The sequence below is a fragment of the Streptococcus mitis genome (assembly GCF_003942795.1).
In the GTDB taxonomy this organism is placed as follows: Bacteria; Bacillota; Bacilli; order Lactobacillales; family Streptococcaceae; genus Streptococcus; species Streptococcus mitis_BJ.
Window position 1 is genome coordinate 39,133 of the sequence record NZ_RJNY01000020.1, and the last position, 16,979, is coordinate 56,111.

At 41.0% G+C, this 16,979-nt stretch carries 14 protein-coding genes, 1 tRNA gene and 1 pseudogene; 14 read left to right on the plus strand and 2 right to left on the minus strand.

All coding sequences use genetic code 11. The annotated features are described in order from the left end of the window. Nucleotides 1–643: 643 nt before the first annotated feature. Both galU and D8847_RS08620 read right to left on the minus strand, forming a co-directional pair. On the minus strand, nt 644–1,543 hold the full coding sequence (gene galU, locus D8847_RS08615) for a UTP--glucose-1-phosphate uridylyltransferase GalU (protein ID WP_049478979.1): 900 nt from the start codon (nt 1,541–1,543) through the stop codon (nt 644–646). A gap of 21 nt (nt 1,544–1,564) precedes the next feature. Then, entirely contained in the window at nt 1,565–2,581 is a 1,017-nt protein-coding gene (locus D8847_RS08620) for an NAD(P)H-dependent glycerol-3-phosphate dehydrogenase (protein ID WP_033585444.1), read from the minus strand. 206 nt (nt 2,582–2,787) lie between these two features. On the opposite strand from D8847_RS08620, the gene D8847_RS08625 reads away from it, so the two are divergent. The 14 genes and pseudogenes from D8847_RS08625 (at nt 2,788) to D8847_RS08690 (ending at nt 16,885) form a co-directional block, all read left to right on the plus strand. Then, complete coding sequence (locus tag D8847_RS08625) at nt 2,788–4,494, plus strand: ABC transporter ATP-binding protein (RefSeq protein WP_125841291.1); 1,707 nt, start codon at nt 2,788–2,790, stop codon at nt 4,492–4,494. Nucleotide 4,495: 1 nt separating this feature from the next. Continuing rightward, nucleotides 4,496–6,262 (plus strand): ABC transporter ATP-binding protein, encoded by a 1,767-nt coding sequence (locus D8847_RS08630; protein WP_125841292.1) that lies wholly within the window; start codon nt 4,496–4,498, stop codon nt 6,260–6,262. 137 nt (nt 6,263–6,399) lie between these two features. After that, a complete protein-coding gene (locus D8847_RS08635) occupies nt 6,400–7,089 on the plus strand; it encodes a gamma-glutamyl-gamma-aminobutyrate hydrolase family protein (RefSeq protein ID WP_049501510.1) in 690 nt (229 codons plus the stop codon). Between the two features lie 168 nt (nt 7,090–7,257). Then, entirely contained in the window at nt 7,258–8,607 is a 1,350-nt protein-coding gene (locus D8847_RS08640; protein ID WP_000018239.1) for a glucose-6-phosphate isomerase, read from the plus strand. Between the two features lie 183 nt (nt 8,608–8,790). After that, nucleotides 8,791–9,591 carry an SDR family oxidoreductase gene (locus tag D8847_RS08645; RefSeq protein WP_038804195.1) on the plus strand — a complete coding sequence of 267 codons (801 nt, stop codon included), beginning with the start codon at nt 8,791–8,793 and terminating at the stop codon, nt 9,589–9,591. Between the two features lie 62 nt (nt 9,592–9,653). Then, nucleotides 9,654–11,480, plus strand: coding sequence for a BglG family transcription antiterminator (locus D8847_RS08650; protein ID WP_080980480.1), 1,827 nt, complete (start codon nt 9,654–9,656; stop codon nt 11,478–11,480). Continuing rightward, nucleotides 11,480–11,977, plus strand: coding sequence for a transcriptional regulator GutM (locus D8847_RS08655; protein WP_001086644.1), 498 nt, complete (start codon nt 11,480–11,482; stop codon nt 11,975–11,977). The genes D8847_RS08650 and D8847_RS08655 overlap by 1 nt, the downstream gene beginning before the upstream one ends. After that, nucleotides 11,974–12,519, plus strand: a complete 546-nt coding sequence (locus tag D8847_RS08660) for a PTS glucitol/sorbitol transporter subunit IIC (protein WP_001106813.1) — start codon at nt 11,974–11,976, stop codon at nt 12,517–12,519. Before D8847_RS08655 ends, D8847_RS08660 begins: the two co-directional genes overlap by 4 nt. A gap of 13 nt (nt 12,520–12,532) precedes the next feature. Further along, nucleotides 12,533–13,513, plus strand: coding sequence for a PTS glucitol/sorbitol transporter subunit IIB (locus D8847_RS08665; RefSeq protein ID WP_000120696.1), 981 nt, complete (start codon nt 12,533–12,535; stop codon nt 13,511–13,513). A 100-nt stretch (nt 13,514–13,613) separates the two neighbouring features. After that, nucleotides 13,614–13,985 (plus strand): PTS glucitol/sorbitol transporter subunit IIA, encoded by a 372-nt coding sequence (locus tag D8847_RS08670; protein ID WP_033585537.1) that lies wholly within the window; start codon nt 13,614–13,616, stop codon nt 13,983–13,985. A 196-nt stretch (nt 13,986–14,181) separates the two neighbouring features. Continuing rightward, nucleotides 14,182–14,658 (plus strand): annotated as a pseudogene (gene pgi / locus D8847_RS08675) (glucose-6-phosphate isomerase); the annotation flags it as partial. Nucleotides 14,659–14,788: 130 nt separating this feature from the next. Further along, nucleotides 14,789–16,249, plus strand: a complete 1,461-nt coding sequence (gene gltX, locus D8847_RS08680) for a glutamate--tRNA ligase (protein ID WP_125841293.1) — start codon at nt 14,789–14,791, stop codon at nt 16,247–16,249. 12 nt (nt 16,250–16,261) lie between these two features. After that, nucleotides 16,262–16,696, plus strand: coding sequence for a cytidine deaminase family protein (locus tag D8847_RS08685; RefSeq protein ID WP_125841294.1), 435 nt, complete (start codon nt 16,262–16,264; stop codon nt 16,694–16,696). Between the two features lie 117 nt (nt 16,697–16,813). Further along, nucleotides 16,814–16,885 (plus strand) — tRNA-Glu (locus D8847_RS08690). Nucleotides 16,886–16,979 lie beyond the last annotated feature (94 nt).

A 16,979-nucleotide genomic window follows, 5' to 3' on the forward strand; every position in this document is an offset into this window, starting at 1 on the left:
AAAATTAAGAAATGAGAGCTTTGATTAAGTCAATGCACCCATTTATAAACTTTACTAACTCAGTTAGAATAGCTAAATTATCTTTAGGGAATTTGAACTTTTTCAAAACACTCTCCTTAAAATATAAATTAATTTAATTATATCATTCTGACTAAAGAGTTCAATAGAATAATGATGAAATATCGGTAAAAATGTGCTAAAATTAATTATAAGTTATATTTTAGTTTTAGAACTGTATTGTTTCAAATGAGGATAAACAAGCTTTTTGTCGTATCTGTAAAATGATTTACATTTCACTTGATAATCTTTGACAAGTATAGTACAATGAAGTTGTTGGAACTATTCGAAACAACACAGCAAGTTAAAATAAGGCTTTGTCCGTACACAACTTGAAAAAGTGCGCACCGATTCGGTGCTTTTTATTTTATTATACTAACTCATTGTACTCCTATTTTTAGAAAAAAACAAATAACATCGTAGCGCTTTCATAAAATTCAAGGTCAATTCGATGGAGCTTGTAAGTGGGTTAACTGAGAAATACGATTTCCTTTTGTTGGTTTATATGTTCGGGATGATAGCAATACAAAATAAAAAGAACTGGGATAATTAACTATCCTAGTTCTTTTTTGTATGAACTGTTCTTCTATTCCCCATCAGCTAACTCTTTTCCGAGTTGGATGAGGTAGTCTTTCAAGTCGTCTTTGACTTGAGGGTGTTTGAGAGCGTAGTCGATGGATGTTTTCATAAAGCCAAACTTGTCTCCGACATCGTAACGAGCCCCCTTGAACTCACGAGCAAACACACGTTGTGTTTTATTGAGGGTATCGATTGCATCTGTCAGCTGAATTTCATTTCCTGCACCTGGAGCTTGGTTTTCGAGGATTTGGAAAATTTCAGGCGTGAGGAGGTAGCGTCCGATGATAGCAAGGTCGCTAGGAGCATCCTCTGGTGCAGGTTTTTCAACGAAGGTTTCAACGCTGTAAAGGCCGTCTTTTCCTTCGCCTTGCGGAGCAATAACCCCATAGGCAGATACTTCGTCGTGAGGGACTGGCATAACAGCGATAGTAGACGCATGAGTACGCTCGTAGTCATCCATGAGTTGTTTGGTAAGCGGAACAGCCTTTTCGTCCGTGATATCCATCAAGTCATCACCAAGCATAACGACAAAAGGTTCATTTCCAACGAAAGCTTTGGCTTGCAAGACAGCATCTCCGAGACCACGTGGATGTGTTTGACGGATAAAATGCAGGCGCATGCCAGTTGTTTCATCAACTAGCTTCAGAAGATCTGTTTTCCCTTTTTCTTTGAGGTTGTATTCCAATTCGAAGTTTGAATCGAAGTGGTCCTCAATAGAACGTTTTGACTTACCTGTAACAACCAAGATATCTTCGATACCAGATTTGAGAGCTTCTTCAACGATAAACTGGATAGTTGGCTTGTCTACGATTGGCAACATTTCCTTGGCCAAGGCCTTAGTTGCTGGGAGGAAACGAGTTCCCAATCCAGCGGCAGGGATGACTGCTTTTCTGACTTTTTGTTTCATGATGTTCCTTTCTATAAGGGTCTACGACCATTCGTTTTCTGCTTTAAATTCATTGCTCATGATGTCAGTGATTGCTTCTTTGATATTGACACCTTCATAGATCACTCGGTAAATAGCCTGTGTGATTGGCATGTAGACACCCAATTCCTGAGCCAGCTCGTAAGCTGCTCGAGTTGTTGAAATGCCTTCGATGACCATACCCATGTTTGCTTCGATGTCTGCGAGGGATTCTCCACGACCGAGAGCATCACCGGCCCTCCAGTTACGAGAGTGGACAGATGTCCCCGTTACAATCAAATCTCCAACTCCAGAAAGACCGCTATAAGTCAGAGGGTTAGCTCCAAGAGCGACCCCTAGACGGGTGATTTCAGCCAAGCCACGGGCAATGATAGCTGCCTTGGCATTGTCGCCAAACCCCAGACCATGTAGTGCCCCAGCGCCAACTGCGATGATGTTTTTGAGAGCACCAGCGGTTTCAACCCCGATAACATCCGTATTAGTATAGAGACGGAAGTAGTGATTGCTAAAGAGATTTTGGACGTACTGGGCCGTTTCAAGGTCTTTAGAGGCTGCAGTGATCAAGGTAATATCCCGCACAATCGTTTCCTCAGCGTGGCTAGGTCCTGAAACAACGACGACTTCACTACGGAGATCGACTGGAATTTCCTCTTCAAGAATAGTTGATAGACGTTTGTGGCTATCTGGTTCCAATCCTTTGGAGGCATGCATGATGACAACCTTGTGATCGAGCACCTTTGCCACTTGTTGGGCAACCAGTCTCGTTACTTTTGTTGGGACCACAAATAAAACAGCATCCACATCCTTTAGTGTTTCTTCCAAGTCATGATAGGCTTTGATTTTTTCGTCGAGTAGGATATCTTTGAAATAGCGTTTGTTTGTATGTTGGTTATTGATTTCATCAATTTGGTCAGAAATATTTCCCCAAATTCGAACCTCGTGTCCATTGTCGTTTAGGACCTGCGAAAGGGCAGTTCCCCAAGAACCAGGACCCAAGACAGCGATGGTTTGTTTCTTCATCTTTTCCTCCTTGTAAGAGTTCTTCCTTTCATTTTACCATAAAAAGCCTTTTCATGCATCACCTGTGGATGAAAGCGCACTAATTTATAACAAGGAGACTTCTTTGACAAGATGCCTCTTTTTTGCTAGAATAGCATCAATATGAACGAATGAGAAGGAGCTGACGCAGGATGTCGCTCCCTTTATCTATTTTATTAGGAGGAAATATGCTCATTAAAAAAATAAAAACCTATAAATGGCAGGCCTTGGCATCCCTAATGATGACAGGCTTGATGGTTGCGAGCTCGCTCTTGCAACCGCGCTATTTGCAAGAGGTGTTAGAGGCTTTGTTGGCCGGTCAAAATGAGGCTATTTATAGTATTGGCGCTTGGCTGATAGGAGTAGCCCTAGTCGGTCTGGTTGCAGGTGGGGTCAATGTAACACTTGCAGCCTATATTGCCCAAGGAGTGTCTTCGGACCTTCGTGAAGACGCTTTTCGCAAGATCCAGACTTTTTCTTATGCCAATATCGAGCAGTTTAATGCGGGTAACCTTGTCGTCCGAATGACCAATGATATCAACCAAATTCAGAACGTGGTGATGATGGCTTTTCAAATTCTCTTTCGTCTCCCTCTTCTCTTTATCGGTTCCTTTATCTTGGCGGTTCACACTCTTCCGTCGCTTTGGTGGGTGATTGTTCTCATGGTGCTCCTAATCTTTGCACTAACAGCCATCATGATGGGGATGATGGGGCCACGATTTGCTAAGTTTCAAACCCTTCTTGAACGGATCAATGCTATCGCTAAGGAAAATCTACGTGGTGTGCGCGTGGTCAAATCCTTTGTACAAGAAAAAGCACAATTTGACAAATTTACCGATGTTTCTGATGAACTTCTCGGCCAAAATCTTTATATCGGTTATGCCTTCTCAGTTATAGAACCCGTTATGATGCTAGTCGGCTATGGAGCGGTCTTCCTCTCTATCTGGTTGGTGGCAGGCATGGCTCAGTCAGATCCATCTGTTGTGGGCTCTATTGCTTCCTTTATCAACTATCTCAGCCAGATTATCTTTACCATCATCATGGTTGGATTTTTAGGAAATTCTGTCAGTCGTGCCATGATTTCCTTGCGTCGTATCCGCGAAATTCTAAATACCGAGCCAGCGATGACCTTTAAAGATCTCCCAGACGAAGAGTTAGAAGGAAGTCTCTCTTTTGAAAATGTAACCTTCACCTATCCCAATGACGATGAGCCTATGCTGAAGAATGTAACCTTTGAAATTGCGCCTGGTCAGATGGTGGGTGTGGTTGGAGCGACTGGAGCAGGGAAGTCTACCTTGGCTCAGTTAATTCCACGACTGTTTGATCCACAAGAGGGGTCTATTAAGATTGGTGGCAAGGATATTCGAGATGTCAGCGAGGGAACCTTGCGTAAAACAGTTTCCATTGTCTTGCAACGTGCTATTCTCTTTAGCGGAACCATTGCAGATAATCTTCGTCAAGGAAAAGGAAATGCCAGCGTGTCAGAAATGGAACGTGCAGCACGAATTGCTCAAGCCAGCGAATTTATCGGGCGTATGGAAAACAAATTTGAGAGTCAGGTCGAAGAACGTGGCACCAACTTTTCTGGTGGACAAAAGCAACGGATGTCCATTGCCCGTGGGATTGTCAGCAATCCCCGTATCCTGATTTTTGACGATTCGACTTCAGCCCTAGATGCCAAGTCAGAAAGACTCGTGCAGGAAGCTTTGAACAAAGACCTGAAAGGGACAACAACTATTATCATCGCTCAAAAGATCAGTTCAGTCGTCCATGCGGACAAGATTTTGGTCTTGGATCAAGGGCGTTTGATTGGAGAAGGACGGCATGCAGACTTGGTAGCTAACAATGCCGTCTACCGCGAAATCTACGAAACACAAAAGGGAAAGGAGGAATAAAATGAAAACCGTTCGATTTTTCTGGAATTATTTTAAAGTCTACAAGCTCTCCTTTGTCGTTGTGATTCTGATGGTTGCGATTGCGACGATTTCCCAAGCCCTCTTTCCAGTTTTTTCAGGTCAAGCAGTAACAGAGCTTGCTAACCTAGTTCTGGCTTATCAAAATGGAACTTCCGAACTAGCCTGGCAGAGTTTATCGGCTCTGATGCTGAATCTAGCTCTGGTTGTCCTTTCCTTAGTGGTATCCAGTTTGATTTACATGACCTTGATGACCCGTGTGATTGCCGAGTCGACAAATGAGATGCGTAAGGGGCTTTTTGGCAAACTTTCTCGTTTGACGGTTTCTTTCTTTGACCGCCATCAGGATGGTGACATCCTCTCTCGCTTCACGAGTGACTTGGACAACATCCTTCAAGCCTTCAATGAAAGTCTAGTTCAGGTTATGAGCAATATTGCTCTTTACATCGGTTTGATTTTTGTCATGTTTTCAAGAAATGTGACGCTAGCTCTGATAACAGTAGCCAGCACCCCGGTGGCCTTTCTCATGTTGGTCTTCATCGTGAAAATGGCCCGCAAGTACACCAATCTCCAGCAAAAAGAGGTTGGGAAACTCAACGCCTACATGGACGAAAGTATTTCAGGTCAGAAAGCTGTTATCGTACAAGGAATTCAAGATGACATCGTAGCAGGCTTTGTGGAGCAAAATGAGCGCGTGCGCAAGGCAACCTTTAAAGGAAGAATGTTCTCAGGTATCCTCTTTCCAGTTATGAATGGGATGAGCTTGGTCAATACAGCCATCGTCATTTTTGCTGGTTCTGCGGTCTTGCTGAACGATCCAAGTATCGAAACAACGACAGCCCTAGGTTTGATTGTCATGTTTACCCAATTTTCTCAGCAGTACTACCAGCCCATTATCCAGGTTGCTGCTAGCTGGGGCAGTCTTCAGTTGGCCTTTACTGGAGCGGATCGTATCCAAGAAATGTTCGATGCAGAAGAAGAAATTCGTCCGCAAAATGCGCCTGCCTTTACGGAATTGCGAGAAGGCGTTGAAATCAGTCACATTGATTTCTCTTATGTGCCAGACAAGCCGATTTTAAAAGATGTTAGCATTTCAGCTCCTAAGGGGCAGATGATAGCAGTTGTCGGTCCGACTGGCTCAGGGAAAACGACCATCATGAACCTCATCAATCGTTTCTACGATGTGGATGCAGGCAGCATTTGCTTTGATGGCAAAGACATCCGTGACTACGACTTGGACAGCCTGCGGAGCAAGGTCGGGATTGTCTTGCAGGATTCGGTCTTGTTTAGTGGAACGATCCGAGACAATATCCGCTTTGGTGTGCCAGATGCCAGTCAGGAAATGGTCGAAGCAGCTGCCAAGGCAACTCATATTCATGACTACATTGAAAGCTTGCCTGACAAGTATGATACCCTTATTGATGATGAGCAAAATATCTTCTCGACTGGGCAGAAACAATTGATTTCCATCGCTCGGACCTTGATGACAGATCCTCAAGTCCTAATTTTAGATGAAGCGACTTCCAATGTGGATACCGTAACAGAAAGCAAGATTCAACATGCCATGGAGGCGGTTGTAGCAGGACGAACCAGTTTTGTCATTGCCCATCGTCTCAAGACCATCCTCAATGCCGATCAGATTATTGTCCTCAAAGATGGAGAGGTTATTGAACGTGGAAATCATCACGAGTTGCTCAAACTTGGCGGTTTCTACTCAGAACTGTACCATAATCAATTTGTCTTTGAATAAGCAAAAAAGTTGTCCTAATTTTGGGCAACTTTTTCTGATAAAAAAATTTTATCACGGACTTAAAAAATACATATTAGACAGGAGTGGGTAAGGGTGATAAGATAAGATTATCAATGGAGAACGAAAGGAAGTCAGTAATGGTAAGAACAGTTGTTGGAGTAGCGGCAAACCTATGTCCTGTAGACGCAGAAGGAAAAAACATCCACTCATCTGTATCCTGTAAATTTGCTGAAAGTATTCGTCAGGTTGGCGGACTTCCTTTGGTCATTCCGGTTGGTGATGAGTCGGTGGTCCATGACTATGTAGAAATGATTGATAAGCTCATCTTGACTGGGGGACAAAATGTTCATCCTCAGTTTTATGGTGAGGAAAAAACAATTGATAGCGATGACTATAATCTAGCTCGCGACGAGTTTGAGCTAGCTCTTCTACAAGAAGCCTTGCGTCAGAACAAGCCAATCTTGGCCATTTGCCGTGGCGTTCAGCTTGTCAACGTTGCCTTTGGTGGGACACTCAATCAGGATATTGAAGGTCATTGGCAAGGTCTACCTTTTGGGACTTCACATTCTATTGAGACAGTGGAAGGAAGTGTTGTGTCCAAGTTGTTTGGTAAAGAAAGTCAAGTAAACTCAGTTCATCGTCAAAGTATTAAAGACTTGGCACCTAATTTCCGCGTAACTGCAGTAGATCCACGTGACCAAACGATTGAAGCAATCGAATCTATCGATGAACACCGTATTATTGGTTTGCAGTGGCATCCAGAATTTTTGGTCAATAAAGAGGATGGCAACTTAGAATTATTTGAGTATTTATTGAATGAATTGTAACGGTTAGAATCTCTAGCCGTTTTTATTCGTCCTTTCAGAATTTTAATATTTTAGCGTTTTTACGCAAATGTTTAAATTATGATAAAATTTGGAAAAATTCAGTATAAAAACTTGAAAAAATCTAAGGTAAGGGTTATGATAGAAGAGAAGAAATTTTGGAGGAATATTATGTCACATATTAAATTTGATTATTCAAAAGTATTAGATAAATTTGTTGCACCACATGAACTAGATTATATGCAGCCTCAAGTGACTGCAGCAGATTCTGCTCTGCGAAATGGTACAGGTCCTGGGGCAGAAATGACTGGCTGGTTGAACTTACCTGAAGAATATGACAAAGATGAATTTGCTCGTATTCAAAAGGCTGCTGCTAAAATCCAATCTGATAGTGAGGTATTGATCGTAATCGGTATTGGTGGTTCCTATTTAGGAGCTCGTGCAGCTATTGATTTCTTGAATAATTCATTTGTAAACTTGCAAAGAAAGGAAGAACGCAAGGCACCTCAGATCCTCTATGCTGGAAACTCTATCTCTTCAAGCTATTTGGCTGATTTGGTAGACTATGTATCAGACAAAGATTTCTCAGTAAACGTGATTTCTAAATCAGGTACAACAACTGAACCGGCTATTGCTTTCCGTGTCTTCAAAGAACTCTTGGTTAAGAAGTACGGTCAAGAAGAAGCTAACCAACGTATCTACGCAACTACAGACCGCGCTAAAGGTGCAGTTAAGGTTGAAGCAGATGCTAATGGCTGGGATACTTTTGTAGTGCCTGATAGTGTAGGTGGTCGTTTTACAGTATTGACAGCAGTGGGGCTCTTGCCAATCGCAGCTGCAGGAGCTGATATCAGCAAGTTAATGGAAGGAGCAAATGCTGCTCGCAAGGCTTATGCTTCTGATAAGTTGGCTGAAAATGAAGCATATCAATATGCAGTTGTACGCAATATCTTGTACCGTAAAGGTTATCTGACAGAAGTTCTAGCTAACTATGAACCATCTCTGCAATACTTCTCTGAGTGGTGGAAGCAACTGGCTGGTGAGTCAGAAGGGAAAGACCAAAAAGGGATTTATCCAACTTCAGCTAACTTCTCAACAGACTTGCACTCTCTGGGACAATTTATCCAGGAAGGTACCCGTATCCTCTTTGAAACAGTTATCCGTGTAGATAAACCTCGCAAAAATGTGCTGATTCCTGAATTGGCAGAAGACTTGGACGGTCTTGGCTACTTGCAAGGAAAAGATGTTGACTTTGTCAATAAAAAAGCTACAGATGGAGTGCTGTTAGCACACACTGATGGTGGAGTTCCAAATATGTTTGTGACACTGCCTGAGCAAGATGAGTTCACTTTGGGCTACACTATTTACTTCTTTGAGTTGGCTATTGCTCTTTCTGGCTACCTGAATGGTATCAATCCATTTGACCAGCCTGGAGTTGAAGCTTATAAGAAAAACATGTTTGCTCTTCTTGGGAAACCAGGCTTTGAAGAGCTGGGTGCTGAGTTGAATGCACGCCTTTGATTCTCATATGCTTTGAGTTCATTTAGAATATAAAAAGATCCACAAGTTCATTTCTTGTGGATTTTTAGTACAAGCCTCTTAATTAGTTTATTATTTTTTTTAAAAGTGTAAAAAAGAGTGTCTTAATTCTTTTATGAAAGCGCTGTATAATTGCCTTGTAAATAAAATTTGAGAGGTATCAAAATGAATGATTGGTTAAACATAAAAGGCAAAACAGTTCTTGTGACTGGCGCGTCATCTGGGATCGGTAAGGCAATCGTTGAAGAATTGCTGGAATTAGGAGTCAATGTAGCGAATTTTGATCTTAGCGACAACGATTTACGTCACCCGAATCTATTGTTTGTAAAAGTTGATGTAACTTCTCGCTCTGAAGTAGAAGAGGGTGTTGCCAAAATAGTTGAAAGATTTGGCAATATTGATGCGGTAGTCAACAATGCGGGGATTAATGTCCCTAGATTATTAATCGATGCAGAAAATCCTAAAGGTCCTTACGAGTTGGACGATGAGACGTTCGAAAAAGTAACAATGATTAATCAAAAAGGTTTGTATTTGGTTAGTCAGGCAGTAGGACGTATTTTAGTGAAAAATGGAAAAGGTGTAATTGTGAACATGGCTTCAGAAGCAGGCTTGGAAGGTTCAGAAGGACAAAGTGCCTATGCTGCAACGAAAGCGGCAGTCTATAGTTACACTCGTTCATGGGCGAAAGAGCTTGGTAAACATGGTGTACGTGTGGTTGGAATTGCTCCAGGAATTATGGAAGCTACGGGTCTTCGAACTCTTTCTTACGAGGAAGCTCTTGCTTATACCCGTGGAAAGACGGTAGAAGATATTCGAGCTGGTTATGCTTCAACTTCAACGACTCCATTGGGACGGAGTGGGAAACTACGGGAAGTAGCTGATCTTGTAGCGTTCTATATTTCAGACCGTTCTAGCTATATAACAGGTGTCACTACAAATATTGCCGGAGGTAAAACTCGCGGTTAAAACAATGAAGGTAGGGAAGAGAGTTGACCTTAGTAAATCGGTGGTATAATATTTTAGATAAAATGGTCTCGCAGCCAACTTATTCCTTGTTAGATATGCGCTCAGAACTGGATATTAGCTTGCAAACCTTGCAAAAGAGTATCCAACAATTAAATGATGTTTTGGCTCCTAATATCCAGATTATCGCACAAGATGATCAGTTAATGTTAGAAGTGTATGACTATACAGAGTTGGAAAGGATTTTATCTGGTAGTTTAAAACAGGAGAGTGACTTCAATTCTTCCAGTAAAAGAATTGCCTATTTGCTAAAACGTTTAATTGAGTCAACCTCCCCTCTTCTTATTGACGACTTGGCTGAGGAAGTAGGTGTTAGTAGAAGTACCCTTAATAAGGATTTAAAACAAGTAAAATCTTTGGCAGAGAGTTACTCTATCACTATTTCAGGAAAGCCCAACCGTGGGCTGGAGGTCTTGGGGAGCGAGCTGAATTTGCGCTTGCTATATATTCACCAAGTGGCTCCTTACTTTGAAGGAAGGACACTCACTGAGGCAACATCTTCTTTTCTGGAGACGCTAGTTCAGGACTATAAAATCCCTAAAGAAACACAGGAACTCCTTCGAAAGACCATTTCAATTATGGTGGAGCGTATTCATACATCTAGAGTGTTGAATTGTCCTATTCCTTACTATAGGAATGATTTAACAGAGACACCTTTAGCTGAGAAATTAATCTATCATATTGAAATGACTTATAAGATTTCCCTCAGTCAGTTTGAGATAGACTTTTTGTGTTTTCCGTTTAATGTCCGTTTTATTGACACTTTAAGCAAGACATCTTATCAATCTGAACAGCTTGCAAAGATTTTTCAAGGGATTGTCAAGAAAGTCAAAGAAACAATGTTGGTTCACTTTGATGATGAAGAATTATTTGAAGAAATCAAATCTCATCTAGGCCCCTTAATCAATCGACTGATTTTCCATGTGCAAGCTAATGATATATTTCATGGCGAGGTTCAAACTCAATATCCTTTTGCTTTTGAAATGGCAAAAATAGCTGGAGAAGAACTATCTGCAATTTTTGGTTCTGAATTGGAATTATCTGAAATCGGATATCTGGCTTTGTATTTTGAAATGATTTTAAGAAAGCAAAATTCTGCTGTTAAGGGTTCTCGCAAGCAGATAGCTGTAGTTTGCACAACAGGAAGAGGAACTGCTGCGATGATTATTCAGCAACTCAGACGAGTCCTCGGAAATGATGTAGACATTACTCAGTATTCTGAAGAGGATTTTAATGTGGATTTAAATCAGGACTATTTCGCGATTTTTACGACAGTTCCTCTAAAATATAAAGATTCTAAATCTCCAGTCATTCAAGTTAATCATCTTTTTGATGATCAATGGCTGCAGGAAGAATGGCAGAGGGCCAATGCTTTTCATCAAAAAAATCTAGAAACAGTCAGCTTACGTTTTCTTCGGTTGAGCCCCCAAAAAACCTATCAGCAATACTTGCTAAATATGGTTGCAGAGTTAGAGAAACTTCAGATGATTGATGAAGGTTTTAGAAATCGGATAATTGATAGGGAGAAAAAGCAATCAACCATTTTTGGTGGAGGAATTGCCTTCCCCCATACAATTAACCAGGGTTATGCAAAGACTATTTTAATGTTCGGAAAACTAGAAGAGCCTTATCAAAAAGGAGATGAATGGATTGAATTTATCTTTCTAGTCGCCATACCCTCAGAAATCGAAAGAAAAATGGAAAGTGAATTGCTGGAATTGTATGACGACATTTTTCGAATTGCAGGAGAGCCTTCTCTAAAAGAAGCATTGAGGGCTGTAGAAACAGAGACAGAATTTCTATCATTTTCTAAGAGCAAAGGAGTATTTTAATGAATTCGCTAATAATTTTCGCTGTATTTATCATGGCAGCTTATATATTTCAAATGTTCCTCGGCTGGCAGCAACTCAAAGACTTCAATAAGACCTATACGATGCTCCGGAAACTGGGGCGCGTAGCGATTGGCAGAAAATCCGGAAGAATCAAATCCGGTACGATTGTCATGTTCGCGGTTGATGAAAACGGTCGGGTTCTTAAAGCTAGCAAAATGCAAGGAGTCACAATCTTAGCGCGTTTTCAAAATATGGACGATTATGTTGGAGAAGACATCCATTATTTTGACAAGTATAATCCTCTTGTGAGAAAAGAAAATAAGTTGATGCAATCAGCTATAGAAGATGCTAGAAAAGTCTATCTTTGGCATGAGGCAGGTATTGAGAAAGAGACAAGTTCTTCTGATTCTTTTCTGGGATTCGGCTTTTATGCGGATTACTTACAATTATCTATTAAACAGTTATTTAAAAAAAATAAGAAAAGGAGTTCCTTATGAATTACATTACAGAATTTGCAGAGAGTTTTATGAAACTCTTCCAATTAGGTGGAGAAACCTTTATTAGCTGGATGACAAATATTGTACCTCTTGTCTTGATGCTATTGATTGCAATGAATACCCTTATCGCTTTCTTGGGAGAAGAGAAGGTCAATTCCTTGGCTAAGATTTCTGCCAAAAATCCTGTTAGCCGGTATATGATTTTACCTTTCATTTCAGCTTTTATGCTGGGAAATCCGATGGCAATCAGTATGGGACGTTTCTTACCAGAATATTATAAACCTAGTTTTGTAGCAGCTCAGATGCAGTTTTGCCATACTTCAAATGGTGTATTTCCACATATCAATCCTGGGGAATTATTTGTATGGATGGGAATTGCGACAGGAATTCAAACTTTAGGTTTAAGTCAAATGGACTTAGCCATTCGTTACATGCTTGTTGGGCTTGTCATGAACTTTGTAGGTGGTTGGGTAACCGATTTTACAACTGCTTATGTAGCAAAACAGCAAGGTGTTACCTTGAGTAAAACATTTGATTTATAGAAAGAGTGAAATTATGTCATATAAGAGTATAAAAGTTGTTAAAGGAAATGGCGGTTTCGGAGGACCTTTGGTCATTACACCTAGTGAAGCTAAGCATAAATTCATCTATATTACTGGCGGCGGAGAAAAGCCAGATATTGTAGATAAAATTGCTGATTTGACCGGTATGGAAGCTGTTAATGGGTTTAAAACTTCTATCCCAGATGAGGAAATTGCTTTAGCAATCGTGGATTGTGGCGGTACTCTTCGCTGTGGTATTTATCCTAAAAAGGGAATCCCTACAATAAATATTGTTGCTACAGGGAAAAGTGGGCCTCTAGCTCAATATATAACCGAGGAAATCTATGTGTCAGCAGTTGGCCTTAATCAAATTTCTGCTGCTAATGAAGACGAAAAAGCGACAACTGTGGTAACTGAAAAGCCAACTTACGATACTAGTAAAAAAATTACAGAGCAAAAAGCTGAAACAAGTATTGTAGCACGAATTGGGATGGGGGCTGGTAAGGTCGTTGCAACTTTCAACCAGGCTGCTCGTGAAGCCATCCAAACAATGCTCAATACAATAATTCCTTTCATGGCCTTTGTTTCCTTGCTGATTGGGGTTATTCAAGGATCCGGTGTTGGAAATTGGCTGGCAAAATTAATGGTTCCCCTAGCGGGGAACATCTGGGGACTCGTTTTAATTGGCTTTATCTGTTCCTTACCATTCCTATCTCCTTTGTTAGGTCCCGGAGCTGTTATTAGTCAGATTATTGGAACTTTAATTGGAGTCGAAATCGGAAAAGGGACTATTCCGCCCCAAATGGCTCTGCCAGCTTTATTTGCTATCAACACTCAAAACGGTTGTGATTTCATTCCTGTAGCACTCGGCCTATCTGAAGCCAAGGCTGAAACAGTTGAGGTTGGTGTCCCTTCGGTACTTTATTCACGCTTTCTCAATGGTGTTCCGCGGGTGCTAGTTGCTTGGATAGCTAGTATTGGTCTTTATCAGTAGACCTTTGATAGACGCATGTAAACAGAGTAGCTATATTATGTTAAACTTATCTATAAGCCTAAGTTTATGACAAATTAGAGAAAGTATGAATAGAAATCAGATGAAGAAAATTTTTGAAACTAAAGTAATTCAAGTAGGGTCTGAAGCTCAGAATATGATTCAAGATGCCAATATGCTCATTTTATTTGGAGAAGAAGCACCGGAAGATTTATCAGAGTATTGTTTTAAGATTGATAATAAAAATCTGCTAGGTTCAATACTAGAAGGTGGCAAGCTGGTGGTAGATAATCAGGAATATTCGATTAGTTCCGTAGGAAATGTAGTAGAAAAAAATTTAACTGGACTGGGACATATCACGATTTCTTTTGATGGTTCAAAAGAGGGGAGCCTTCCTGGTACACTCCATGTTGTAGCAGATCAAGCGGTAGTAATTGATAAAGATTCTACCATTCAGATTTTTGAAACTGCTTAACCATAATAAAATTTCAAATCAAGCAATTTAGAAAAATAAAAGTCTAAAAAATTGATTCAGAGCCTGGACAAAAAGTCCAGGCTTCTGGGTCTAAATTAGAAAAAATAGATGACGCAGTGGTTGATTGGCAAGTCAATCAAACTAGCCAGTCAGTGCAAGGGAATTTCCAGCAAATGCATCCACAAGGGGTGCTTGAACAGAAGGGAAAGACCAAAAAGGTATCTACCCAACTTCAGCTAACTTCTCAACAGACCTACACTCATTGGGTCAATTTATCCAAGAAGGAACTCGTATCATGTTTGAAACAGTTGTCCGCGTTGACAAACCTCGTAAGAACGTGATCATCCCTACTTTGGAAGAAGATTTGGACGGACTTGGTTACCTTCAAGGAAAAGACGTTGACTTCGTAAACAAAAAAGCAACTGACGGTGTTCTTCTTGCCCACACTGACGGTGACGTGCCAAACATGTACGTAACTCTTCCTGAGCAAGATGCCTTCACTCTTGGTTACACTATCTACTTCTTCGAATTGGCCATTGCCCTTTCAGGTTACTTGAATGCCATCAACCCATTTGACCAACCAGGTGTCGAAGCATACAAACGCAACATGTTTGCCCTTCTTGGTAAACCAGGGTTTGAAGAATTGAGTAAAGAACTAAACGCTCGTCTATAATAGAATAAAAAAGAGTGGTTTTACCACTCTTTTTGTTTTTTCTCGAAAAGAGAAATTGGACTCTGGCAAGACTTGTGATATAATATAGAGAGCAAAAAGGCAGACGCCTAGAGACTTTATAGGAGAAGATATGTCAAAAGATATTCGTGTGCGTTATGCACCAAGTCCAACTGGACTATTACACATCGGTAATGCCCGTACAGCATTGTTTAACTATTTGTATGCACGCCACCATGGTGGAACTTTTATCATCCGTATCGAAGATACTGACCGCAAACGTCATGTCGAAGACGGAGAACGTTCACAGCTTGAAAACCTTCGTTGGTTGGGTATGGACTGGGATGAAAGTCCAGAGACGCATGAAAACTACCGTCAGTCTGAGCGTTTGGAACTCTATCAAAAATATATCGACCAACTCTTAGCTGAAGGAAAAGCCTACAAATCTTACGTTACAGAAGAAGAATTAGCAGCAGAACGTGAACGCCAAGAAGCCGCTGGTGAAACACCTCGCTACATCAACGAATACCTCGGCATGAGCGAAGAAGAAAAAGCTGCTTATATCGCAGAACGTGAAGCTGCAGGGATTATCCCGACTGTTCGTTTGGCAGTGAATGAGTCTGGTATTTACAAGTGGCATGACATGGTCAAAGGTGATATCGAATTTGAAGGTGGCAATATCGGTGGTGACTGGGTTATCCAAAAGAAAGATGGTTACCCAACATACAACTTTGCCGTTGTCATCGACGACAACGATATGCAAATTTCTCACGTTATCCGTGGAGATGACCACATTGCCAACACACCAAAACAGCTCATGGTTTATGAAGCGCTTGGTTGGGAAGCTCCAGAGTTCGGTCACATGACCTTGATTATCAACTCTGAAACTGGTAAGAAGTTATCTAAACGTGATACGAACACCCTTCAGTTTATCGAAGATTACCGTAAGAAAGGGTACCTTCCAGAAGCCGTCTTTAACTTTATCGCTCTTCTTGGCTGGAATCCTGGTGGGGAAGATGAAATCTTCTCTCGTCAAGAACTCATTAACCTCTTTGATGAAAACCGTCTCAGCAAGTCTCCAGCAGCCTTCGATCAGAAGAAAATGGACTGGATGAGCAATGAGTACATTAAGAATGCGGATCTTGAGACTATCTTTGAAATGGCCAAACCATTCCTCGAAGAAGCGGGACGTTTGACAGACAAGGCTGAGAAATTGGTGGAACTCTACAAACCACAAATGAAGTCAGTGGACGAAATTGTTCCATTGACAGACCTTTTCTTCTCAGATTTCCCAGAATTGACAGAAGCAGAGAAAGAAGTCATGGCTGGTGAAACCGTTCCGACTGTACTTGAAGCCTTTAAAGCCAAACTCGAAGCCATGTCAGACGATGAGTTTGTGGTAGAAAATATCTTCCCACAAATCAAAGCAGTCCAAAAGGAAACTGGTATCAAAGGGAAAAATCTCTTCATGCCGATTCGTATTGCAGTATCAGGTGAAATGCATGGACCAGAACTTCCAGATACGATTTACCTATTAGGTCGTGAGAAATCTATCCAGCATATTGATAATATGCTCAAAGAGATTTCTAAATAAAAAGGACTTCCGATGGATACATGGGAAAAGATGTATAAAGAAGCACGAACCTTATTCAATCCCCATGAAGTTTCTGACTTTGTTTATGCTAACCATGTTGTTGCTGCAGTAGAAGCAGAAGATGGTCAGATCTTCACAGGATTTTGTATGGAGGGCACTTGTGGCGTTTTTCATCTCTGTGCAGAACGAGCAGCTCTCTTCAATATGTATCAATTTTCAGGACAAACTAAAGTTAAGAAAATCCTCGCCTTTCGAGACAAACCTCCCTACGGCGAAGGGTCAGGTATGCCCTGTGGCGCTTGCAGAGAATTTCTCTTAGAATTGAATGCTGAGAATAAAGAAGCAGAGTTCATGATGGACTACGAAACAAGAAAAACAATCAAGGTTGCCGAGTTGATCCCATACTGGTGGGGAGAGGAAAGTGCGACTAATTGGCAAGATAAATAAAAGGAGTCAGTTTAACTGGCTCTTTTCCCTAATCTTTTCAGAATTTCGGTAAAGAGGAAAAAAAGTTCTTGACAAAGGTAAAAAAGTAGGTATAATAGAAAGAGTTGAAAAGCTCAAGGTCCGTTGGTCAAGGGGTTAAGACACCGCCTTTTCACGGCGGTAACACGGGTTCGAATCCCGTACGGACTATGGTGTATTGCGGTTAAAAAAACTTGAAAAAAGTTTCAAAAAAGTGTTGACATAGGTTAGCAGCTGTGATATACTAATATAGTTGTCGCTTGAG

What these genes read in the sequence shown, in the direction of transcription:
- galU (WP_049478979.1), bottom strand. Translation starts at nt 1,543, where the DNA reads ATGAAACAAAAAGTCAGAAAAGCAGTCATCCCTGCCGCTGGATTGGGA.
- D8847_RS08620 (WP_033585444.1), bottom strand. Translation starts at nt 2,581, where the DNA reads ATGAAGAAACAAACCATCGCTGTCTTGGGTCCTGGTTCTTGGGGAACT.
- D8847_RS08625 (WP_125841291.1), top strand. Translation starts at nt 2,788, where the DNA reads ATGCTCATTAAAAAAATAAAAACCTATAAATGGCAGGCCTTGGCATCC.
- D8847_RS08630 (WP_125841292.1), top strand. Translation starts at nt 4,496, where the DNA reads ATGAAAACCGTTCGATTTTTCTGGAATTATTTTAAAGTCTACAAGCTC.
- D8847_RS08635 (WP_049501510.1), top strand. Translation starts at nt 6,400, where the DNA reads ATGGTAAGAACAGTTGTTGGAGTAGCGGCAAACCTATGTCCTGTAGAC.
- D8847_RS08640 (WP_000018239.1), top strand. Translation starts at nt 7,258, where the DNA reads ATGTCACATATTAAATTTGATTATTCAAAAGTATTAGATAAATTTGTT.
- D8847_RS08645 (WP_038804195.1), top strand. Translation starts at nt 8,791, where the DNA reads ATGAATGATTGGTTAAACATAAAAGGCAAAACAGTTCTTGTGACTGGC.
- D8847_RS08650 (WP_080980480.1), top strand. Translation starts at nt 9,654, where the DNA reads ATGGTCTCGCAGCCAACTTATTCCTTGTTAGATATGCGCTCAGAACTG.
- D8847_RS08655 (WP_001086644.1), top strand. Translation starts at nt 11,480, where the DNA reads ATGAATTCGCTAATAATTTTCGCTGTATTTATCATGGCAGCTTATATA.
- D8847_RS08660 (WP_001106813.1), top strand. Translation starts at nt 11,974, where the DNA reads ATGAATTACATTACAGAATTTGCAGAGAGTTTTATGAAACTCTTCCAA.
- D8847_RS08665 (WP_000120696.1), top strand. Translation starts at nt 12,533, where the DNA reads ATGTCATATAAGAGTATAAAAGTTGTTAAAGGAAATGGCGGTTTCGGA.
- D8847_RS08670 (WP_033585537.1), top strand. Translation starts at nt 13,614, where the DNA reads ATGAAGAAAATTTTTGAAACTAAAGTAATTCAAGTAGGGTCTGAAGCT.
- gltX (WP_125841293.1), top strand. Translation starts at nt 14,789, where the DNA reads ATGTCAAAAGATATTCGTGTGCGTTATGCACCAAGTCCAACTGGACTA.
- D8847_RS08685 (WP_125841294.1), top strand. Translation starts at nt 16,262, where the DNA reads ATGGATACATGGGAAAAGATGTATAAAGAAGCACGAACCTTATTCAAT.